The sequence below is a fragment of the Rhodococcoides kyotonense genome, assembly GCF_900188125.1.
Classification (GTDB): Bacteria; Actinomycetota; Actinomycetes; order Mycobacteriales; family Mycobacteriaceae; genus Rhodococcoides; species Rhodococcoides kyotonense.
In genome coordinates this window covers 260,070-281,741 of sequence record NZ_FZOW01000008.1, presented here as the reverse complement: position 1 = coordinate 281,741, position 21,672 = coordinate 260,070, and the positions used below count along the sequence as shown (strand labels likewise).

Below are 21,672 nucleotides of genomic sequence, written 5' to 3'. Positions count from 1 at the left end.
ATTTCCGTGCACATGGAGCAGGTTTTGGCTTCAACTTACTGCTGAATTTCCGAGTGGTTCAACGACCGTTCACAATGGCTGAGCACAGTCCCCGCAGTGAGTACAACAACGGAACGAGTGCTGCCCACAGCACGCCGAAGGAGTTTCTTCGGCAGACCGTGGAGTGACTATGCGCTCTTCCTGATCCTTCTCGGCCCCAACCTCGTGCTGCTGGCCGTGTTCACCTACCGGCCACTCGTCGAGAACTTCCAGTTCTCTTTCTACGACTGGAACTTGTCCTCTCCCACATCGACTTTCATCGGACTCGCGAACTATCGGGAATGGTTCTCGCGCGACGACACGTGGACCATCGTGTCCAACACCGTCATCTTCACGGTCGCCGCGGTCGTCGGAAGCCTCGTGCTGGGCCTGATCCTCGCCATGCTTCTGGACCGAAAGCTGCGCGGCCGCAACTTCGTCCGTTCCGCGGTGTTCGCTCCGTTCGTCATCTCCGGCGCCGCGATCGGTATCGCGTTCCAGTTCGTGTTCGACCCGAATTTCGGTCTCGTGCAGGACCTCCTGCAGAGGGTCGGCCTGACGTCGCCGGACTTCTACCAGGATCCGAACTGGGCGCTGTTCATGGTGACGGTGACCTACCTGTGGAAGAACCTCGGCTACACGTTCGTCATCTACCTCGCCGCTCTCCAGGGCACGCGCAAGGAACTGATGGAAGCCGCCGAGATCGACCGCGCCTCGAAGTGGACCACATTCCGTAAAGTCCTTCTGCCGCAACTGCGTCCGACGACGTTCTTCCTGTCGATCACCGTGCTTCTCAACTCGCTGCAGGTCTTCGACATCATCAACGTGATGACGCGCGGCGGCCCGCTCGGCAACGGCACCACCACGATGGTGTTCCAGGTATACGAGGAAACTTTCCGTAACTTCCGAGCCGGCTACGGCGCGACGGTGGCGACGATCATGTTCGTCATCCTGCTGATCATCACGCTCGTGCAGGTTCGCATCATGGATCGGGACGATCAGCGATGACCATCACCATGAAGAAGGAACACGAGGACACCGCCCGCGCACAGCCGCGGGATCCTCAGCGCAGTCGCAGGCTGTCGACTGTGTTCGGCTACATCGCAATGGTGTTGGTACTGATCATGATCGGGCTTCCACTGTTCTGGATTCTGATGACGTCGTTCAAGGAACGCGGCGACATCTACGTCCAGCCGGTCACGTGGTGGCCGAGTTCGTTCCGCCCCGAGAACTACTCGGAGGCGACGACCGAAGTGCCGTTCTTCACGTACCTGCGCAACTCGCTGATCATCACGAGCGCGATCGCGTCGATCAAGTTCGTTCTCGGTGTTCTCAGCGCGTACGGACTCGTGTTCCTGCGGTTCCCGGGCAAGAACGTCGTCTTCCTCGTCATCATCGCCGCACTGATGGTGCCCAACCAGATCACCGTGATCTCGAACTACTCGTTGATCTCCGAGCTGGGGTGGCGAAACACGTTCCAAGGCATCATCATTCCTTTGGCCGGTGTCGCGTTCGGAACGTTCTTGATGCGCAACCACTTCCTGTCGCTGCCCGCCGAGATCATCGAAGCCGCGCGGATGGACGGGGCAGGCCCGTTCCGATTGCTGTTCCGGGTCGTGCTTCCGCTGTCGGGGCCGACGATGGTGGCGTTCGCGATCATCACCATCGTCAACGAGTGGAACGAATACCTCTGGCCGTTCCTGATGTCCGACGACTCGTCCGTCGCGCCGCTACCCGTCGGTCTCACGCTGCTGCAGAACAGCGAGGGCTACACCAACTGGGGCGCAGTCATGGCCGCGACGGTACTGACGATCCTGCCCATCCTCATCGTTTTCCTTGCCTTGCAACGCCACATGATCAAGGGCCTCACCTCCGGTGCGGTCAAAGGCTGATCCGCTTCACTCCCTGAAGAGAAAGAACACTCATGGCTAACATCAATCGCCGCGGATTCCTCACGCTCACCGGCACTCTGGCCGCAGGCGCTGCCCTTGCTGCGTGCAGCAGCCCAGGAACCAGCTCGTCCGGATCCGAGGCATCGGGTGGCGACGCGAGCACCATCAACTTCTGGTCGAGCCACCCCGGCAAGTCGCAGGAGTTCGAGAAGGAACTCATCTCGCGCTTCCAGGCCGAGAACCCCGGCCTGACGGTCAATCTCATCGACGGTGGCAAGAACTACGAAGAGGTCGCGCAGAAGTTCAACGCGTCGTTGTCCGGCAACGATGTGCCCGACGTCGTCGTGCTGTCCGACGTCTGGTGGTTCAACTTCGCTCTGACCGGCGCCATCGAACCGCTCGACCAGCACTTCGACGCAGCCGGTGTCGATTCAAGCGACTACGTCGATTCCCTTCTCGCCGACTACGACTGGAACGGCAACCACTGGGCCCTTCCGTATGCCCGCTCGACCCCGCTGTTCTACTACAACAAAGAGGTATGGGCCGCCGCAGGACTGCCGGACCGTGGCCCGGCCACGTGGCAGGAATTCGACGAGTGGGGCCCGCGCATCCAGGCCGTCGTCGGAAACGGCAAGCTCGCCCACGGCTGGGGCAACGCGGTCGATTACCTCGGGTGGACGTTCGAGGGTCCGATCTGGACGTTCGGTGGTGCCTACTCCGACGGCTTCGACTTGAAGTTCAACGACCCCAATACAATTGCGGCAGGTCAGTTCCTGAAGGACATGATCCACACCAAGAAGTACGCCAACGTCTCCAACGACATCGCGAACGACTTCGGCGCGGGCATCATCGCCTCGACCATCGCCTCCACCGGCGACCTGTCCGGTATCACGCAGAATGCGTCGTTCGAGTTCGGTACCGCATTCCTGCCGGCTACCGACGGACAACCCGGATGCCCGACGGGCGGAGCAGGCCTCGCCATCCCGTCGAAGATCTCGGAGGAGCGTAAGGTCAACGCGCTCAAGTTCATCGACTTCTTCACCAATGCGTCCAGCACGGCCTACTTCTCGCAGAACACGGGCTACATGCCGGTCCGCAAGTCGGCGCAGGAAGATCCGAGCGAGATCGAGTTCCTCGCGGCGAACCCCAACGCCAAGACGGCTGTCGACCAGCTCGCGCGGACGCGTTCGCAGGACTACGCACGCGTGTTCGTTCCCGGCGGTGACAAGATCATCGGCACCGGACTCGAGCAGATCGCTCTGCAGAACGCCGACGTCGCAACCACATTCGCAAGCGTCCAGGATCAGCTGCAGCAGATCATCGACCGCCAGATCACCCCGAACCTCCCGGCGTAATGGCAGGCGTACATTACTCGAGCGTCTCGCACCGATACCCGGGTGCGGATGCGCTCGCTGTCGACTCCCTCGAACTCGACATCGCCGACGGGGAATTCATCGTCCTCGTCGGCCCGTCGGGGTGCGGCAAGTCGACGTCGCTGCGCATGCTCGCGGGACTCGAATCGGTCGAGAGCGGCCACATCGACATCGGCGGCGTCGATGTCACGTCGCTCGCGCCGCGCGAGCGCGACGTCGCGATGGTGTTCCAGAACTACGCGCTGTACCCGAACATGACCGTCGGGGACAATATGGGATTCGCACTGCGCAACGCCGGAATGAGCAAGTACGACACCGCAGCTCGTGTTCTCGAGGCGGCGAAGATGCTCGAACTGGAACCGCTGCTGAATCGCAAGCCCGGCAAGTTGTCCGGTGGTCAGCGGCAGCGGGTGGCGATGGGGCGCGCGATCGTCCGTCAGCCCAAGGTGTTCTGCATGGACGAGCCATTGTCCAATCTGGATGCGAAGTTGCGCGTCAGTACTCGCGCACAGATCGCCGGACTGCAGAAGCGCCTCGGCACGACGACGGTCTACGTGACGCACGATCAGGTCGAGGCCATGACGATGGGGGACCGCGTCGCGGTTCTCCAGGCAGGCAAACTGCAGCAGATCGCCTCTCCGCGTGAGCTGTACGACAATCCTGTCAACACGTTCGTCGCGGGCTTCATCGGCTCACCCGGCATGAACCTGATCGATGCACCCGTCGTCGAGGGTGCTGCCGTCGTCGGCGATGTGCGAATCCCGGTTCCGCAGACCGCAGAAGATCGCGTGACCGTCGGAATACGGCCGGAGGGTTGGGATCTCGTCGGCGAGGGTGTCGGAGCGGTGACAGCGACGGTCGAGCTGATCGAAGAGCTCGGCGCCGAGTCCTTCGTCTACGGCGCGCCGCCGCTCGGCTCGGGCTGGAGCACACAGTCCGGCCGCGTCGCCGTTCGAGTGGATCGCAAGCTGTCCATCGGTCTGGCACAGACGATCCGGCTCGTCCCCAAGCTCGACGAGGTGTACTTCTTCTCGACTACGACGGGTGACCGGCTGTAGCCGGTTCTCCCAGGTCCACCGGAAGCGACGCCCAGCCGTGCAGGACTCGGGTGTCGCGACGGATGCCCTCGCCTGCGGACTGCAGGTGAGGGAATCTGTCGAACAAGGTCTTCAAGCCCACCTCGGCCTCGGCTTTCGCCAATGACGCGCCGAGGCAGTAGTGCCGTCCACCGGAAAACGACAGATGCTTGCCCGCGTTGGCGCGGGTGACGTCGAAGCGATAGGGGTCGTCGAACACGGCGGGGTCGCGGTTGGCGCCTGCGAGCACGAGGACGACCAGATCGCCTTGCTCCAATTCGATTCCCTCGATCGTCATGTCGCGCTTGGCCAGACGCGCGGTGAGTTGCACAGGGGATTCGAGGCGAAGCATCTCGTCGACGGCTCCCGGCCACAGCGTGGGATCGTGTTTCAGGATTTCGAGCTGATCGGGATTGTCGAGGAGCAACCGGATTCCACTGCCGAGCAGATTGACGGTCGTCTCGAACCCGGCTGCGAGAACCAGCCCCGCCGTCGCGCGGAGCTCCGCGTCGTTCAGGCCGACGCCGTCGTCCTCTGCGCGAATGAGCTGGCTCATCAGGTCGTCACCGGGGCTGCGGCGCAGTTCGGCGAGGTGACCGGCGAGCCACGCGTCGAACTTCTCCAGGCCATCCTCGACGCGGTTGAACTGTTCCCACGACAGGCCGATGTCGAGGCTCGGTGCGGCCATCTCGCCGAATTCGAGTACCTGCTGCCGGTCGTCGTCGGGTACGCCGAGAATGCTGCTGATGACGGCAACCGGCAACTGGCTGCAGTACTTGTCCACTATATCGACTTCGGGGGCACCCGCGAGTAGCTCGTCGAGCAGGCTGTTCGCTTTGTGCTGCACCATCTCTCGCATCCGCCCGACAGCGCGCGGAGTGAAGACGGACGACACCAGTTTGCGGTAGCGCGTGTGCTCGGGTGGCTCGACCGACAGCAGCGACGGCGGCTTCAGAGGATGCAGCGCGGTGCCGCGGGTCTTCTTCTCGATGTACCGCAGCGGAGCAGGCAGATTGGCGCCGAGCTGCGTGACGCGGAAGTCCTCCGATCGCAGCAACTCGTGCACGACGCGGTGGTCGACGCTGATGTGCGCCAATCGAGTGCGCACCAGCGGCCCGGACGCGCGGATGCGCTCGAACACCGCCCGCGGATCGGCCCTGGTCGCGGGATCGGCGACCAACATGGCCTGCGGATCGCCGTGCTGAGCCGCCTTTTTGGCTCCGTAGCGCACCACCCCGTGCCCCGCGAGCCAGCGGATTCTCTGCTTCATCCCTCTCCCTCCCCCGTCGGGCATGTGCACGAAAATACATAGCCTGATATGTATTTTCGTGCACGTGCGCCGAAGGCGCCTACCAAATACGCACGCGCTCCTCCGGATCCAAGTACAGCGCGTCTCCCGGCTTCACGTCGAACGCTTCGTGAAAACTGTCCAGATTGCGTACGACGCCGTTGCAGCGGAACTCGGGCGGCGAGTGCGGGTCGACCGCCAGGCGGCGGATCGCCTCCTCGTCACGTGCCTTGGTCCGCCATACCTGTGACCAGCCGAAGAACACCCGCTGCAGACCGGTCAGTCCGTCGAGCACCGGAGCGTCCTTGCCTTCCAAAGCGATGTCGTATGCGGCGATGGCGATGGACAGGCCACCGAGATCGCCGATGTTCTCACCGATCGTGAACTGTCCGTTGACCTTGTGGCCCGGGAGAGCCTTGGGTTCGAACTCGTTGTACTGCTCGATCAATGCCGTTGTGCGCTTGCCGAATTCGGTGCGATCCGAGTCGGTCCACCAATCGATCAGGTTGCCGTCTCCGTCGTACTTGGCGCCCTGGTCGTCGAATCCGTGTCCGATCTCGTGACCGATGACGGCTCCGATTCCGCCGTAGTTGGCGGCGTCGTCGGCATCGGCGTCGAAGAACGGTGGCTGCAGAATCGCTGCGGGAAAGACGATTTCGTTCATTCCCGGGTTGTAGTACGCGTTGACGGTCTGCGGCGTCATGAACCATTCGTCGCGATCGACCGGTCCGCCCAGCTTGTTCAGATCTCGCTGGTATTCGGCGATGTAGCCGCGTCGGTAGTTGCCCACCAGGTCGCTCGCATCGATCTCGATCGCCGAGTAGTCGCGCCAGCGATCCGGGTAGCCGATCTTCGGTGTGAACTTGTCGAGCTTCTCGAGCGCGCGCTGACGCGTCTCGGGGCTCATCCAGTCGAGATCGGTGATGTTACGACGGTATGCCTCGGAGAGATTCGCGACGAGCACCTGCATCCGAGCTTTCGCGTCGGCAGGGAAGTGACGCTCGACGTACTGCTTGCCGACGGCCTCACCCAGAAGATCCTGCACCAGCGAGACGCCGCGCTTCCACCGCTCGCGGTTTTCCTCGGTGCCGCTCAACGTCTTTCCGTAGAACTCGAAGTTCTCGTCGACGATTGCCGCAGTGAGGTACGGGGCGCGCGAGTGCACGATGCGCCAAGTGAGCCATGCCTTCCAGTCCTCGATGTCCGCGGACACCCACAATCCCGTGAACGTGCTCAGGAACGGTGGCTGGCGGACGACGATCTCCGCGAACTGTTCGGTGGTGCCGCCGAGGCCGGAAATCCAAGCGGTCCAATTGAATCCGGGCTCGTTCTGCACGAGTGTGTCGAAGTCGACCAGGTTGTAGCTCTTCTCCGCGTCCCGACGCGCAACGACGTCCCAGTGACCCGCGGCGAGTTTCTTCTCGAGATCGAACACGCGCTGCGCGTCGTACGTCACGCCGGCGAGGGAGAACATCTTCGCGATGTGCGCGACGTACGCCTCACGGATCTGCGCGTAGTTGTCCTCGCGGTAGTACGACTCGTCGGGCAGTCCGATTCCGGACTGAGAGAAGTGGACGAGGTACCGCGACGAGTTCTTGGCATCGGTGTCGACGTAGTGGCCGATCGAACCACCGACGCCTGCGCGCTGCAGCGACCCGAGCACCTCGGCGAGCGTGACGAGATCCCCAGCGTCCGCGACGGCCGCCAGCTCGCTCGCGATCGGCGTCAGGCCGGCTTCCTCGACAGCGTCGGCGTCGAGGAAGCTCGAGTAGAGGTCGCCGATCTTCTGCGCGTCGGTGCCGACCGGCGGATTCGACGCGGCGGCTTCCTGGATGATCGTCCTGACATCTTCTTCCGCCCTGTCGTACAGGGTCCTGAATGCGCCGTCGACCGCCCGGTCCGCCGGAATGGCGTACTCGTCGAGCCATTTACCGTTGACGTGCACGAACAGGTCGTCCTGAGCCCGTGTGCTGTCGTCCTTGAAGCTGAGGTCGATGCCCGAATTCACCCGTCCCGAATCCAACGTAGTCATGCACCCCATCTTTACACTCTTTTCAGAGCGCGTTCGATGCGACGGGAGAGCCATGAGTTCCGTGATCGAGGTACACGATCTGAAGAAGTCGTTCGGCCAGGTCCTGGCGCTCGACGGACTGGAACTGCGCGTCGACGCGGGAGAGGTGCACGGCTTCCTCGGTCCCAACGGCGCAGGCAAGTCGACGACGCTGCGAATCCTGCTCGGGCTCATCCGTGCCACGTCGGGCGAGGCGAGGCTGCTGGGCGGTGACCCGTGGACCGACGCCGTCGCACTGCATCGACGCATCGCGTACGTACCAGGCGATGTCACGCTGTGGCCGTCGCTCACCGGCGGCGAGGTGATCGACCTGCTGGGCCGCATGCGCGGGGGAATCGATGCGGACAAGCGCGCCGCCTTGATCGACAGGTTCGCACTCGATCCCCGGAAGAAAGCGCGCACCTACTCGAAGGGAAATCGGCAGAAAGTTGCTCTGGTAGCGGCATTTTCGTCGAACGCGGAACTGATTCTGCTCGACGAGCCGACGTCCGGTCTCGATCCTCTGATGGAACAGGTCTTCGACGACTGCGTGTCCGACGCGTCGGCGCGAGGTGCGACGGTGCTGTTGTCGTCGCACATTCTGTCCGAGGTCGAGAAACTGTGTGAACGCGTCACGATCATCCGCGACGGCCGGACCGTCGACAGTGGTTCGCTCGCCGACATGCGGCACTTGAGTCGGACCACGGTGACTGCCGAAGTGCAGCGCATGCCCGACGGTATCGAGTCGCTTCCGGGTGTCGACGACGTGCGCATCGAGGGCAACAAGGTGTCCTGCCGCGTCGATTCGGCCGATCTACCGAAACTGATGCACGTACTCGCCGACGCAGGCATCACCAGCCTCGTCAGTTCCCCGCCGACGCTGGAGGATCTGTTTCTGCGGTACTACGGCGGCGGATCGTGACCGGCACGGGCCGATTGATTCGCCTGTTCCTGCGCCGGGATCGTGTCGTCGCGCCGCTGTGGATTCTGGCGATGGGACTCGTTCCGCTTCTCTACGCGGTCAGTTTCGAAGGGCTGTATCCGACGGCGGCCGATCGGGAGGCCTTCTACGAGGCGACCCTGCACACCCCGGCCGAGTTGGCGTTGGTGGCGCCGATCTTCGGCAGCGATCTCGGCGCGCTCGTCACGTGGCGTGCAGGACTTCTTCTCACGCTCGTACCGCTTGCTGCGATTCTGACGATCGTCCGGCATACCCGGGCCGAGGAGGATGCCGGTCGTACCGAACTGATCGGTGCCACGGCCGTCGGGCATCACGCGGGTCTCGCAGCAGCGCTCGTGGTGACGATCGGTGCAGTCGTGACGACGGCGATCGTTGCGACGGTGTCGCTGCTGGCGGCCGGGTTCGCTGCCGTGGGCAGTGTCGCGTTCGGTGCGGCCATCGCCGCGGTCGGAACGGTCTTCGCCGGCGTCGCGGCGGTCGCTGCCCAGGTCGGATCGACTGCGCGGCTCGCTCGGGGGTACGCACTCGCCGTTCTCGCCGTGTCATACGTACTTCGCGCGATCGGCGACGCAGGGTCCGGCACGCTGTCGTGGCTGTCACCGATCGGCTGGTCCGCCCAGCTGAGACCGTTCGCCGACGAGCGGTGGTGGGTGCTCGTGCCCTCGATGATCCTGGCAGCCGCGACGATCGCGGGATCGGTAGTACTCGCGCGGCGTCGCGACGTCGGTGCAGGCCTCGTCGCCGATCGTCTCGGTCGCGCCTCGGCGCCCGCTGCTCTCGACGGAGTGTTCGCCCTCGCGTGGCGTCAGCATCGCGGAGTGCTCGTGGCGTGGACGCTCGGACTCGGATTGTTCGCACTGATCCTCGGCAGTGCAGCAGACAGCGTCGGTGAACAGCTGGGAAGCAGCCAGGCCGTCACGGATGCGTTGGCGGATTTCGGTGGTACTTCGCTCGTCGAGTCCTACATCGCCGCGATGATCAGCATCATCGGCATCGGTGCGACGGCCTACGCGCTGTCGGCTGTGTTGCGCGCGCACACCGAGGAAGAGGACGCGCACGCCGAATGGATCGTGTCGGCGAGTGTGGGGAAGGTGCGGTGGCTCGCGAGCCATCTGGCATTCGCGATTCTGGGATCGGCCTCGGCGATGCTGGTTGTCGGGTTGGCTGCCGGCCTGTCGTACGGCATGGGCGTCGGCGATGTGGGGTCGGTTCTACCGGGGGTGCTGGCTGCAGCGTTGGTTCAGCTCCCAGCGGTGTGGGTTCTCGTCGGCGTGGCCGTCGTCCTGTTCGGTGTGGTGCCCGCGTGGTCGACGGCGATCTGGGCGGTACTCGCCGGCTGTGTGCTGCTCGGGCAGGTCGGAACGGTGATCGGTCTACCGCAGGCGGTGCTCGACCTGTCGCCGTTCACACATCTGCCGCACGTGCCCGGAGGGCACGTGTCCGCGGCACCCTTGCTGTGGTTGGTCTCGTTCGCGCTGCTCATGGTCGTCGTCGGAATCTCGGCTTTCCGTCGACGGGACCTGCGTGGCTGACTGGCTGTAGAGTGCCCGAAAAGCGACCAGGTGGTTTGGTCGGCGAAGTAACGGCGTGGAAGGCGCACCGGGTGACGTTTCTGCGTAGATGGTGGCGCCAGTCGTACAGCTACGGCTGGATGATCCGATATTTCGAATCCCACGGCGCACTCGCGGCGTACCGCATCGTCGTCGGTGTGTGCTGCATCTGTTACGGGCTCGCCGCGATCACCACGTATCTGACATCGGTGCCCCCGACGTCGACGGCTGCGGGTGCGATCATTCTGCTCGGTACTGCGACATCGTTCGTCGTCGGCACGCTGTGGCTGCGCGGACCGTGGCCACCGGAACGTCTCAGCCTGCTGTTCGTGGTCTACGCGGACGTCGGTACGACGCTCGCTCTGCTGTCGTACGGGTCGATTCAGATGTCGTTCCCTGGGTGTACGTTGCTGGCGGCGACGGGCGTCTACGTGCAGGTGTTCCACAGCCCGAAAGTTCTGCTCGCGCATCTGGCCTGGTCGGCCGGCACGGTCGCGACGATGTTCCTACTCATTCTCGGGTCGCCTACGTTCGATCACGGACTGGCCGTCTCGCAACTGGTCGTGCTGCTACCGGTCATGTTCTCGACGCCGGTGTTCCTGCAGTCCGTGCTGCTCAGCCTGCGGCTCGACGCGCACGGTGCTCTTCTCGATCCCCTCACCGGTCTACGCAACAGGCGTGGTCTCGACGCGGATCTCCCGCGCTTTCTCGCGTCCGACGCCGAAGTCGCGGTCATGGTGATCGACGTCGACCGCTTCAAACAGATCAACGACCGCTACGGACACGAAGGCGGTGACCTGGCACTGCAACTGATCGCGCAACGACTCCTCGTCGACGACGTCCTCGTCGCGCGCACCGGAGGCGAAGAGTTCGCACTCGTCGTGCAGGTGTCCGCGGACCGAGCCGTCTCGGTGGCGGAATGGCTTCGTGCGCGGCTGTTTTCGCCGCACGATGTCTCGCCGCTCACCGTGAGCATCGGCGTCGCGCATGCACAGTGCGTCGACGGCGACAGCGTGACGACGGTGACGCGTCTGCTCAGGCGTGCCGACGTGGCCATGTACGAGGCCAAACACCGCGGCGGCAACCAGGTGGTCGTCGCCGCGGTGAGAAGTCCCGACTAGACGGATATGCCGAGATTGACGGCTCCGATGTAGCCGTCGCCGCTCTTCTGCACGACGACGAGGCCGGTGTCGTCGTAGATGTTGTCGTCAGAGTTCTGTGTGTTGCTCTCCCAGCCCGCGTGATCGGAGTAGGGCGACGTCGCGTAGATCTCGGCCTTGGTGGCGTCGTCGAAGAACAGCTGCGACGTCAGGACGGTCTTCTTGTCGATGTGCACCTTGAGGTGGATGTGCGTCGTGCGGCTCACGTACCAGCCAGGGAACACGGTCGTGAACTTCGCGATGCCGTTCCCGTCGGTGGTCTGGGCGCCGCGCAGGTACGTGCCGTCGTCGGTCGTCGTCGACTCGGAATCGCCGACGCTGTACGAGCCGTCGGACGTCTCGCCGGAACCGCCCATTCCGCCGCCGTCTCCACCTGGGCCTCCGGGGCCGCCTTCACCTGGGCCGCCTGCGGGCGGTTCGCCCATGCCGCCTTCGGGAGGTGTGCCCATGCCGCCTTCGGGAGGGGCGCCCATGCCACCCGGTGCGCCGTTACCGCTGATGTCGGCGGCGGTCGATCCGGATTCGAAGCCCGAATAGACACCGCCTGCATCGCAGTGCCAGATCTCGACGACCGCGTTGCTGATGACGTTCGCGGTGCCGTCGGCTGCGCAGTTGTCGAGATCCTGGACGCGCAGCGCCAGCTCGAACGTGGTGCCCGGACGGTCTTCGCGGATGTCGCTACGGATGGAGTCGACGTCGAACCAGTACGGGCCCTGTGTTTCCTCGGTCGTCATCAGGCACTGAGGGGCCTGGTTCAGCAGGGTGAGGAAAGCGTCCTCGGAGGAGCCGGTGGTTCCCGCAGCTGCCGTCGTGGTGGTGGTCGCTGTGGTGGTGCTCGAATTGCCCGTGCACGCTGCGACGAGGCCGGCGAGGCTCACGCCACCGCCGAGTGCCATTGCGCGTCGACGGCTGACCCGCTTGCGGCTGAGTTCGACATCTTTGTTCATGCCGACGATTCTCACGGCCGTCCCTCCGGTGATGCTGGGACAAGCCTGTGAGTCGGCTGGGAGTGTTGCCGCGACGTCAGGTCGGTCGGATCGTGATCGAGAAGCGGTTCTCCAGATCACGTTGGAACTGGTCGCGGCACTGCTCTTGTGCACGCTGATTGTTCCCGGCCTTGCTGATGCAGTCGGCGAAGTCCTCGCCGCCGGAGCTGGCGAAGATGCCTATCCCGACGGCGACGAGCACGATCGACAGTATCGCCGCGATGAATCCGAGAATGATCGCGATGAGTGACATCGTCCCGTTGGTCGCCGTGCCGTTCTTGTATCTGGACCGGCCGACGAACCCGAGAACGACGGCAAGCAAGCCCAGGATGATGCCACCGACGATGGTCCAGCTGGTCACGAACGCCAAGATGGCGACGACGATCGCGATGATCCCGACGACGTTCTGCGACGACGCCCGCTGGTCCGGCGGGTAGCCGCCCTGCTGTGGATAGCCGCCCTGGGGTTGATAGCCACCCTGGGGTTGATAGCCGCCCGGAGGCGGATACCCGCCCTGTGGATAACTGCCGTGCGGATATCCGGGTTGTGGATGACCGCCGCCCTGTGGATAACCCGCCGGAGGTTTGTTCCCCTGGTTTTCTCGCGGCGGTGGGTCCTGTGGCTCGTCCGAGGGCGGCCGTTCCTGCGGCGGCTGATCCGACATGGCGACTACCTCCGATGCGTGCGGGGCTAGTGCAGCGAAGTGTAGGCCGCTGCGTAGCTCTGCATCGGGGCTTTCCGTGACACCGTGATCAACTTGTTCACACCGCGAGCTCAGCCTCCGAGACGTGAATGCATCTCCCACACCAGTACCTCGGCCGGCTCGGACGCGTGAATGCGTTGTCCACCAGAAGAACTCAGCCTGACGGCGTCACCCTCGTACAGTTCTCCTACACCTTCCATCTGCACCGTCCCCGATGCGACGAAAACATGGAGAAAGGGTGCTTCCGGGATGGTGACCGGACGGCCCGGTTGCAACCGGGCAGCGTGCAGCGCCGCAGCCTTCTGCGAGATCGAGATCGCCGACTGTCCCGCATGTTTCTTCATTCCCGACGCGACGGGAATCAGTCCGCCACGCAGCAATTCGTCGTCGATCTCGAGCTGCTCGTAGCCGGGGGTGATCCCCGGCTCATCCGGTACGACCCACATCTGGACGAAACGGACGGGCTCCTGGTGCGTTTCGCCTGTCATGCGCCACGAGTCGTTCTTCTCCGAATGCATGATGCCCTTGCCTGCGCTCATCCGTTGCGCGAGGCCGGGGTAGATGACCCCCGAATGCCCGATCGAATCCTGGTGCACCAGCGAGCCCTTCATGACCCACGTCACGATTTCCATGTCGCGATGCGGATGGGTGTCGAAACCCTTTCCGGGAGAGACGATGTCGTCGTTGTTGACGAGGAGCAGGCCGTGATGGGTGTTGTCCGGATCGTAATGCTGTCCGAACGAGAACGAATGCTTCGAGTCGAGCCACGCCACACGGGTTTTCAGACGATCGCCCGCCCGATGGACATCGATGTGCGGAATTGGAGGGGGCATGGCACCACTGTACGAGTAGCCCGCACGGAGCACAGCACGGTCCGTATAACTTTCGCGCGACGACTGCGCCCGGGTGTGTGAAACCCGGCCACCGGGTAGAAACACACCTATGACCGACAAGGCGAATGTCGATACCGAAGCGCTCGAACAAGCCCTGCTGTCCTGGCTACCTCAGCAACGATGGTTCGCGGCCAAGGGCGCAGCGATCGCGTCGTTGAACATCGTGGCCAGGGTCGATCTCGGTTCACGGCCAGGAGTGCGCGTCGAACACCTGCTGGTCGACGTCGAATCGGTCGGTGGCGACGTGCAGCAATACCAGGTTCCGCTGGGATTTCGCGACGCCCCAGCGGAGGACCTGATGGCGTGGTCACTCCCGCTCTCGACAGGGCAATTCGTCTACGACGGTCTGCGCGACGCCGAGATCATCGCCCTGTACTCCGATGCGCTGGCGTCGGCCGGATCGATCGGCCCCATCGACTTCCGCACCGTCCCCGGCGCAGGCATCGATATCGGGATGGTGGGTCGAGTTCTCGGCGCCGAGCAGTCGAACACGTCGGTGATACTCGGTGAAGTATTGCTGCTCAAGCTGTTTCGTCGGATCTCCACGGGAATCAATCCCGACATCGAGCTGCATCGAGCGCTTGCGAAAGCCGACTGTACCTACGTCGCACCGCTGCGGGCGTGGATCGAGACGGGCTCCGACGGTGAACTGTCGATGCTCGGGATGGCTCAGGATTTCGCCGCCGACTCCGACGAAGGGTGGACGACGGCCCTCGCCAGCGTCCGTGATCTTCTCGCCGGCGACCGTGTCCCGGAGGAGATGGACTCGGACTTCGCGCCCGAAGCGCGGGAGCTGGGAGCAGCCGTCGCGCATGTTCATGCCGACCTGGCACGGGAGCTCGGAACCGACGAGCGCGACGCGTCGTCGACCGTCGCCGACATTCTCGGACGCGTCGAAGGCGCGGTGGCTGTGGTTCCCGAGCTGGCCGAACATCTCCCTGCGGCGCGCGAACTGATCGCGCGAGCCGAGGCGAGCGGACCCACCTCGATGCAGCGCATTCACGGAGACCTCCACCTCGGCCAGGTGTTGCGAACACCGTCGACGTGGTTGCTCATCGACTTCGAGGGTGAGCCGGCGAAATCCCTCGACGAGCGACGGCGGATGGACAGTCCGCTGCGCGACGTGGCGGGCATGCTGCGGTCGTTCGACTACGCCGCTCACCACCTGCTCCTCGGCGACGCCGACGCGACCGACGAGACGTATGCCCGTGCGTCGGCGTGGGCTGCGCGCAACTCGGAGGCATTCTGCGACGGGTACGCCGAGGTAGCCGGGCACGACCCGCGAGACCACGCGACCCTGCTCGGTGCTTACGAGCTGGACAAGGCCGTCTACGAGGCGGTGTACGAGGCGCGCAATCGGCCGACCTGGTTGGATCTGCCGATGCGCGCCGTCGGGCGGCTGGCGCCACCCGTGCGTGCGTAGTTACACCCCGTTGTCACTACCCGTGCACGGGTGGCACAGCCACACCGAATCGACCCGCCTGGTAGTCCTCGAACGCCTCGACGACCTCGGCCTTGGTGTTCATGACGAACGGACCTGCCATCGCGACGGGTTCGCGAATCGGCTTGCCGCCGAGCACGAACACCTCGAGCGTCTCCGACCGTGAATCCTGCGCGTCCGACGCGGAGAACTCGATGGTGTCGCCGCGGCCGAACAGCGCGGTCTGGCCCATGCGGATCGGACGCTTGTCCGCCCCGACGGTCCCTTCGCCTGCGAGAACGTAGACGAGGGCGTTGAAGTCGCGGTTCCACGGCAGCGACACCGATGCGCCGGGTGCGACAGTCGCGTGGGTGAGCGCAATCGGGGTGTACGTCGACCCCGGACCCTGATGGCCTGCGACCTCACCCGCGATGACGCGCACGAGTGCACCGCCGTCGTCGGTCGACAGCAGAGCCACCTTGTTACCCGTGATGTCCTGGTAGCGCGGCGTCGCCAGTTTGTTGTCGCGCGGCAGGTTCACCCACAGCTGCACGCCGTGGAACAGTCCACCGGACTGCACGAGGTGCTCCGGCGGGGCCTCGATGTGCAGAATTCCCGCGCCTGCCGTCATCCACTGGGTGTCACCGCCGCCGATGATTCCGCCGCCGCCGTGCGAATCCTGGTGCTCCATGATTCCGTCGATCATGTAGGTGACGGTCTCGAATCCACGGTGGGGGTGCCACGGGGTGCCCTTCGGCTCGCCCGGTGCGTAGTTCACCTCACCCATCTGGTCCATGTGGATGAAGGGGTCGAGTGCGGGCAGGTCGATGCCTGCGAAGGCACGACGAACCGGGAATCCTTCACCCTCGTACCCGGTAGGTGCCGTGGTGACGGACTTGACCGGCCGCGGGGTCGCGGTGGCGTCGGGCAGCGGGATTCGGGGGAGGGCAAGGATGTTGTCGACTGTCACAGCGGGCATCGGGACTCCTCGGTTGGTTGACGCTTCAACTATGCCACGTGTAACCGAATCTTCGCGCACGTATTCCCGGATTAGGGTTGGGCGTATGACGACGCTTCGTGATGCCGCCTTCGCCCACGTGATTTCTTCGGTCTCGGAGTTGGAGAACATCGTCGGCGAGCCGTCCGAGCTGGTGGTCACGAAGGTCGGCCGCGCGGTCACCCCCGCGGTGCGTGCCTACCTCGACGAGGCCCGTTTCATGCTGCTCGCGACGTCCGACGGATCGGGAGCGTGCGACGTCAGTCCGCGCGGCGAGGCGAAGGGCGCCGTCCTTCATCTCGACGACCGAACGATCGCCGTCGTGGATCGGCCGGGTAACCGGCGCGTCGACAACTTCCGCAACGTGCTCGAGAATCCACACGTGGGTCTGCTGTTCGTCGTGCCGGGTGTCTCGCACACGGTCCGCGTCAACGGTCGGGCGACGCTGTCGACGTCTCCGGAAATTCTCGATCTGCTCGAGGGCTCGGAGGCGCGACCGAAGCTTGCCCTCGTCGTCGAGATCGACGAGATCTTCGCTCACTGTCCCCGAGCTTTCCAGCGGTCGGGACTGTGGGACAGCGAGCAGTGGGTCGATCAGGATTCGGTGCCCACATCTCGGGACATGACAGTCGAGTTGAAAGAAACCCGTCAATTCCTCTCTGCCTGACGGGCATCCGCGCGTTCCTGACGCGCTTCCTCCGCCGCGGCCTTGCGTTCTGCGATGTTGATCGCGACCTGGGCCTGCAGGCATTGGGCGGGAGTCTGGAAATGGCTCACGGTGCCGTCGTCGTGCGCGACGCTGCAGTAGGCGCCTTCTTCCGTTCCTGGCTTCACGACGGTGTCCGCAGAAGCCGCTGCGGCGCTGCCGATTCCGATCACGCCGATCGCCGCGGCCGTCGCAAGGGTACGAAAAAGGGTGCGGGACATGGTTACTCCTTGTGTAGGGATCGATTCGGTGTGTATCGATCGTGTCGCGATCGAGGCCCAGGCACCATCGGGGCTGTCCCCCATTTCCCCGTCGTCGAACTCGGGGTCGTGAGCAGGGGTATCCCGGACCGAGGAATCCTCTACAGTGAGCGGCATGCAGGTGAGCCGCCGGTCGTTCCTGACGACGCTTCTGTTGGCGCCGACCCTGACGATGGCGGCGACCAGCACTGCCGAGGCGGCGCCTGCGATGGATCTGGGCGAGGTGTTGATCGAGGCGGGTCGGCCGACCGAGCATCTGCTGGCCGTCGTCGATGTCCGGCCGGACGGCACGGTGGGCCTGGTACTGCCGCGTGCCGAAGTCGGTCAGGGTCTGACGACGTCGGTGGCCATGCTCGTCGCCGAAGAGTTGGACGTTCCCCTGGGTGCGGTCGAGACCACGCTGGCCGACGCCCGTCCTGAGCTGCTGTTCGGTCAACTCACCGGCAGTTCCAACTCGATTCGGTCGTTGTACTGGCCGGTGCGCTCGACGGCGGCAGCGGTACGGGCGCGAATCGTCGCCGCCGCTGCGGCCCGCTGGCTGGTCCTACCGGCAGCGATTTCGATCGCCGACGGCGTCATCACCTGCGCCGACGGACGAACGATGGGCATCGGTAACGTCGCCCGCGACGCCGCGAACCCACTGCTGGCAACCCTGCCGTCGCAGCCCAAATCTGTTGGCGCACAGACCGTCATCGGTACCTCGCCGCACCGAACCGACGCGCGCGACATCGTCACCGGCAGAACGCAGTACGCGATGGATCTCGACGTCCCGGATGCACATCCCGTCGTCGTGCGTCGGCCGCCGACGATCGGAGGCTCGGTGATCTCGGTCGACGAGGGCGCCCTCCGGGACATGGCAGGCGTGCTCGACGTCGCGGTGATCCCGACGGGCGTCGCTGTCATGGCCGAGACGTTCGGTCAGGCCATCGACGCCGCGAATGCTGCCGTCGTCGAATGGCATTCGGGTGCACTGGAATCGGAGAACGACGACAGTATCCGTGCACGTCTGGCCGACGCAGTGCAACCGTTCACGACGACCGGGGATCTGAACGCGGAGTTCGATTTCGCCTTCGTGCCGCACGCCGCGATGGAGACCAATTCCGCTGTTGCAGATGTGCGTTCGGATCGCGCCGAGATATGGGCGTCGATGCAGACCCCGATCGTCGCGAAACAGGCCATCGCTCGGATGCTCGGTCTGCCCGCGAGTGCCGTCGTGGTGCACGTCGTCAACGGCGGTGGATCGTTCGGTCGCAGACTCTTCTTCGACGCGCCGATGGAAGCCGCTCGCGTTTCCCGGGCGATGGGGCGTCCCGTGCGACTGATGTGGACGCGGGTCGACGACATGAGGCACGGCCGCGTCAGGCCGGCGTCGCACCATCGTTTTCGGGTCGGGATACAGGCGAATTCCGTTGTGTCGTTCGAACATCGACTGGCTGCGGTGACCACCGACTTCGGGCACGGTCTCGGTGAAATGCTCACGGCATCGGTGAGTTCCGGTGGGTCGGGCCGATCCGTGTTCGCGCGCACCGTCGCCAATCCGTACGAGTTCGGTGACGTTCTCGAAAGTCTCGTCGAGGTGGATCTGCCGATGCACACCGGGAGTTGGCGCTCGGTCTATTCGGCCAACAGTCGCGGCGCCGCGGAGATCGTCGTCGATCGCATCGCCATCGCGCTCGGCGTGGACCCGGTCGAGTTGCGTCGTACGCATCTGGCCGACGCGAGGCACCGCGCTGTCCTCGAAGCCGCAGCTCGCGAAAGTGGTTGGGGCAAAGCCATGCCCGACGGCTGGGCGCAGGGAGTCGGGTTCCACGCCGAGTATCGATCCTCGACGGCATGCGTCGTGGACATCGATGTCACCGATCCGTCGCACCCGCGCGTGAGGCGCGCCGTCGTCGCAGTGGACGTCGGTCAGGCGATCAATCCGTCGGGACTGAAGGCGCAGATGCTCGGCGGCCTGACGGACGCCATCTCCACGACACTGTCGGCGGGCGTGCACATCGACAAGGGCCTACCGTTGGAAGGTAGCTACTCGCAGTTCCACTATGCACGGCAACGGGATTCGCCTCTCGACGTGCAGGTGATCGTGATCGACGGCGCCGAGGAGCCAGGGGGCGCAGGCGAACTGGGTGTGCCCGCCGCCGTCGGAGCCGTCGCCAACGCATACGCCCGCGCGACGGGCGATCCGGTGTCGTCGTTCCCGATTCGCTTCGACGTCGACTTCGAACCGTTTCCCCGATGATCCGAGCGAAGGACGACACATGCACGAGTTCACGGTGAACGGACGCCCGGTCGCGGTCGATGCACCCGACGACCTGTCGCTGCTATGGGTGCTCCGCGACAAGCTCGGTGTGCGCGGGCCCAAATACGGATGCGGCATCGGGGTGTGTCACGCGTGCACCAGTCACCTCGACGGCGAGGAGGTGCTGCCGTGCATCACGCCCGTCTCGGACGTCGAAGGTCGCGACGTCACCACCATCGAAGGACTCGCCGACGGCGACACCCTGCATCCGGTCCAACAGGCGTGGCTGGACGAGGACGTCGCCCAATGCGGGTACTGCCAACCCGGCCAGATCATGGCCGCCGCCGCACTTCTGGAACGCACAGCCGAACCGACCGACGAGGACATCGACCGCATCGAGAACGTCTGCCGATGCGGCACGTACTTCCGTATCCGACGCGCGATCGCCAGAGCCGCGGAGTTGCGCGCTACCGAGTGAGCGTGCCCAGGTCCACCGGCAACTGAATGCCCGTCACATGCCGTGCTTCGTCGGACGCCAACCATGCGACGGCCGCGGCGATGTCCTCGGGCTGACTGATCGTGTCGGGCAGAGACCCCATGAAGATGGGACCGAGCGCAGCACCGTGTTCGCTCAGCAACTCCATCATGTCGGCGGGCTGCATTCCGGTCTCGACACCGTGCGGATGAACGGTGTTGACGCGTATGCCGTACTGGCCGAGCTCGTTGGCCATCGACCGGCACAGTCCGACGATGCCGTGTTTCGATGCCGCGTAGTGAGCGAGGAAGGGAAGGCCTCGTAACCCGGCGACGGAACTCGTCAGCACGATCGACCCTCCGGTTCCCTGTTCGAGCAGAATCGGGATCGCCGCCTTCGCGGTGTGGAACGTGCCGGTGAGATTGACGTCGAGCGTCTCCTTCCACTGCTCCGGCGTGATCGTCCACGACATCGATGCCGAACAGATGCCCGCGTTCGCGACGACGACATCGAGCCGCCCGAGCTGTGCGACGCCGTCGGCCAGGGCGTCGGACAACGCGTCGAAGTCCCGGACGTCGGTCTGCGTCGCGACGACGCGGCGGTCGAGTGCTTCGACTGCCGCGACCGTCTCGGCGAGGTCGGCTGGGGTGGAGCCGGGATAGCTCGTCGACGCGAAATCGGTACAGACGTCGACGGCGATGATGTCGGCGCCTTCCGATGCCAGCCGGACTGCCTCGGCCCTTCCTTGGCCGCGAGCCGCACCGGTGATGAACGCGACCTTGTTCTCGAACCGCCTGTTCTCGAACCGCCCAGTCATGGTCGGACGCTACAACGATCGGGGCCTGCGTGATGTCCGATTCGGGGTGCGTTCGACTCGAACTTCGGCAGCCCAGTACGGTAAGGGGCGACACGGGAGGTAGGCAGTAATGGAAAGTATCGGCGCGTTCATCGGACTTGTCGTAGTTGTACTCACGATCGTGCTCGTCGTCTTCGGATGCACGATGCTGTTCATCGCATCGGTCAAGCCCGACGTCATGAACTTCGATCTGACTCGTCGCTCTCGTAAGAAGCTGGAGAACGAGCGCTCGTCGTAGAGACATAGCTCATAGCGGGGACCGATCTGCCGGGTTCTGCGGTTGTATGGATTCGTGAGCGATGCCACGGACACACGGATCGAAGCATGTGGTCCGAGGTTGAAGGCGCGTCTGCGAGGTGAGTCCGCCGTTGCGCAATTCGCTCGCTTCGTCTTCGTCGGAGCGACGAGCAACATCCTCTACGCCATCGTGTTCGTCGTCCTGGCAGCTCTTGGGTCCTTCGTCGCGAACATCGCAGGCATCGCGGCCAGTACCGTCCTCGCCAACGAGCTGCACCGGCGTCACACTTTCCACGCTGCCGAGCGTGTCGGTTGGTTCCAGGCCCAGTGGGAAGCAGGCGGCCTCGCGCTCATCGGCCTCGCGCTCGGCACGGCCGCACTCGCAGCCGTCCACATTCTCTTTCCCGGCGCATCGGCCGTCGTGCAGATTCTGGTCGTCATCGGCGTCAGCGCAGCGACAGGCGCGCTGAGATTCCTCGCATTGCGCGGTTGGGTATTCTGACGCACGTCCCGGTGCCCCGGCGATAGGCTG

Annotated in this window: 21 protein-coding genes; 13 read left to right on the top strand and 8 right to left on the bottom strand. The window is 64.5% G+C overall.

Annotated elements, in window-relative coordinates; translation table 11 throughout:
- Positions 1–117: 117 nt before the first annotated feature.
- From CHB96_RS15700 to CHB96_RS15685, 4 genes are read left to right on the top strand one after another with little or no spacing between them, the layout of a single operon-like run.
- Positions 118–1,026 (top strand): carbohydrate ABC transporter permease, encoded by a 909-nt coding sequence (locus CHB96_RS15700; protein ID WP_089247782.1) that lies wholly within the window; start codon positions 118–120, stop codon positions 1,024–1,026.
- Positions 1,023–1,910, top strand: coding sequence for a carbohydrate ABC transporter permease (locus CHB96_RS15695; protein WP_089247780.1), 888 nt, complete (start codon positions 1,023–1,025; stop codon positions 1,908–1,910). Before CHB96_RS15700 ends, CHB96_RS15695 begins: the two co-directional genes overlap by 4 nt.
- Before the next feature lie 32 nt (positions 1,911–1,942).
- Positions 1,943–3,265 (top strand): ABC transporter substrate-binding protein, encoded by a 1,323-nt coding sequence (locus tag CHB96_RS15690; protein WP_089247778.1) that lies wholly within the window; start codon positions 1,943–1,945, stop codon positions 3,263–3,265.
- Entirely contained in the window at positions 3,265–4,341 is a 1,077-nt protein-coding gene (locus CHB96_RS15685; protein WP_089247776.1) for an ABC transporter ATP-binding protein, read from the top strand. Before CHB96_RS15690 ends, CHB96_RS15685 begins: the two co-directional genes overlap by 1 nt.
- Here the strand turns inward: CHB96_RS15685 and CHB96_RS15680 are convergent.
- Both CHB96_RS15680 and CHB96_RS15675 read right to left on the bottom strand, forming a co-directional pair.
- Positions 4,319–5,629, bottom strand: a complete 1,311-nt coding sequence (locus CHB96_RS15680; RefSeq protein WP_089247774.1) for a cytochrome P450 — start codon at positions 5,627–5,629, stop codon at positions 4,319–4,321. The genes CHB96_RS15685 and CHB96_RS15680 overlap by 23 nt on opposite strands.
- Before the next feature lie 79 nt (positions 5,630–5,708).
- Entirely contained in the window at positions 5,709–7,688 is a 1,980-nt protein-coding gene (locus CHB96_RS15675) for a M13 family metallopeptidase (RefSeq protein WP_371829017.1), read from the bottom strand.
- A 43-nt stretch (positions 7,689–7,731) separates the two neighbouring features.
- On the opposite strand from CHB96_RS15675, the gene CHB96_RS15670 reads away from it, so the two are divergent.
- From CHB96_RS15670 to CHB96_RS15660, 3 genes are all read left to right on the top strand, one after another.
- Entirely contained in the window at positions 7,732–8,619 is an 888-nt protein-coding gene (locus CHB96_RS15670; protein ID WP_089247770.1) for an ABC transporter ATP-binding protein, read from the top strand.
- A complete protein-coding gene (locus tag CHB96_RS15665; protein ID WP_089247768.1) occupies positions 8,616–10,190 on the top strand; it encodes an ABC transporter permease in 1,575 nt (524 codons plus the stop codon). The genes CHB96_RS15670 and CHB96_RS15665 overlap by 4 nt, the downstream gene beginning before the upstream one ends.
- A gap of 71 nt (positions 10,191–10,261) precedes the next feature.
- Positions 10,262–11,329: a GGDEF domain-containing protein gene (locus CHB96_RS15660; protein ID WP_245865737.1), complete on the top strand. Its 1,068-nt coding sequence runs from the start codon at positions 10,262–10,264 to the stop codon at positions 11,327–11,329.
- Here CHB96_RS15660 and CHB96_RS15655 read toward each other — a convergent pair.
- The 3 genes from CHB96_RS15655 to CHB96_RS15645 all read right to left on the bottom strand — a co-directional run bounded on the left by CHB96_RS15655 (position 11,326) and on the right by CHB96_RS15645 (position 13,890).
- Positions 11,326–12,315: a peptidase associated/transthyretin-like domain-containing protein gene (locus tag CHB96_RS15655; protein ID WP_089247877.1), complete on the bottom strand. Its 990-nt coding sequence runs from the start codon at positions 12,313–12,315 to the stop codon at positions 11,326–11,328. The two genes, CHB96_RS15660 and CHB96_RS15655, sit on opposite strands and share 4 nt — an antisense overlap.
- Before the next feature lie 76 nt (positions 12,316–12,391).
- Positions 12,392–13,018: a DUF4190 domain-containing protein gene (locus CHB96_RS15650; protein WP_176444312.1), complete on the bottom strand. Its 627-nt coding sequence runs from the start codon at positions 13,016–13,018 to the stop codon at positions 12,392–12,394.
- A gap of 110 nt (positions 13,019–13,128) precedes the next feature.
- A complete protein-coding gene (locus CHB96_RS15645; RefSeq protein WP_089247875.1) occupies positions 13,129–13,890 on the bottom strand; it encodes a pirin family protein in 762 nt (253 codons plus the stop codon).
- Positions 13,891–13,999: 109 nt separating this feature from the next.
- Here CHB96_RS15645 and CHB96_RS15640 point away from each other — a divergent pair, with 109 nt between their 5' ends.
- The gene (locus CHB96_RS15640; RefSeq protein ID WP_089247766.1) at positions 14,000–15,373 is read left to right on the top strand and encodes a maltokinase N-terminal cap-like domain-containing protein; all 1,374 of its coding nucleotides are present in this window, start codon (positions 14,000–14,002) and stop codon (positions 15,371–15,373) included.
- Between the two features lie 16 nt (positions 15,374–15,389).
- On the opposite strand, the gene CHB96_RS15635 is transcribed toward CHB96_RS15640, so the two are convergent.
- Positions 15,390–16,349 carry a pirin family protein gene (locus CHB96_RS15635; protein WP_089247764.1) on the bottom strand — a complete coding sequence of 320 codons (960 nt, stop codon included), beginning with the start codon at positions 16,347–16,349 and terminating at the stop codon, positions 15,390–15,392.
- Between the two features lie 85 nt (positions 16,350–16,434).
- Here CHB96_RS15635 and CHB96_RS15630 point away from each other — a divergent pair, with 85 nt between their 5' ends.
- Entirely contained in the window at positions 16,435–17,034 is a 600-nt protein-coding gene (locus CHB96_RS15630) for an MSMEG_1061 family FMN-dependent PPOX-type flavoprotein (RefSeq protein ID WP_089247762.1), read from the top strand.
- On the opposite strand, the gene CHB96_RS29400 is transcribed toward CHB96_RS15630, so the two are convergent.
- Positions 17,016–17,294: a hypothetical protein gene (locus CHB96_RS29400; protein WP_141136493.1), complete on the bottom strand. Its 279-nt coding sequence runs from the start codon at positions 17,292–17,294 to the stop codon at positions 17,016–17,018. The two genes, CHB96_RS15630 and CHB96_RS29400, sit on opposite strands and share 19 nt — an antisense overlap.
- Positions 17,295–17,448: 154 nt before the next feature.
- Between CHB96_RS29400 and CHB96_RS15620 the strand changes: the two genes are divergently transcribed.
- Complete coding sequence (locus tag CHB96_RS15620; protein ID WP_089247873.1) at positions 17,449–19,572, top strand: molybdopterin cofactor-binding domain-containing protein; 2,124 nt, start codon at positions 17,449–17,451, stop codon at positions 19,570–19,572.
- 19 nt (positions 19,573–19,591) lie between these two features.
- The gene (locus tag CHB96_RS15615) at positions 19,592–20,050 is read left to right on the top strand and encodes a (2Fe-2S)-binding protein (protein WP_089247758.1); all 459 of its coding nucleotides are present in this window, start codon (positions 19,592–19,594) and stop codon (positions 20,048–20,050) included.
- Here the strand turns inward: CHB96_RS15615 and CHB96_RS15610 are convergent.
- Complete coding sequence (locus CHB96_RS15610) at positions 20,040–20,864, bottom strand: mycofactocin-coupled SDR family oxidoreductase (protein WP_089247756.1); 825 nt, start codon at positions 20,862–20,864, stop codon at positions 20,040–20,042. The two genes, CHB96_RS15615 and CHB96_RS15610, sit on opposite strands and share 11 nt — an antisense overlap.
- 109 nt (positions 20,865–20,973) lie before the next feature.
- Here CHB96_RS15610 and CHB96_RS29705 point away from each other — a divergent pair, with 109 nt between their 5' ends.
- Entirely contained in the window at positions 20,974–21,141 is a 168-nt protein-coding gene (locus tag CHB96_RS29705; RefSeq protein ID WP_176444311.1) for a hypothetical protein, read from the top strand.
- Positions 21,142–21,195: 54 nt separating this feature from the next.
- Positions 21,196–21,642: a GtrA family protein gene (locus CHB96_RS15605; protein WP_089247754.1), complete on the top strand. Its 447-nt coding sequence runs from the start codon at positions 21,196–21,198 to the stop codon at positions 21,640–21,642.
- The last annotated feature ends 30 nt before the right edge of the window (positions 21,643–21,672 follow it).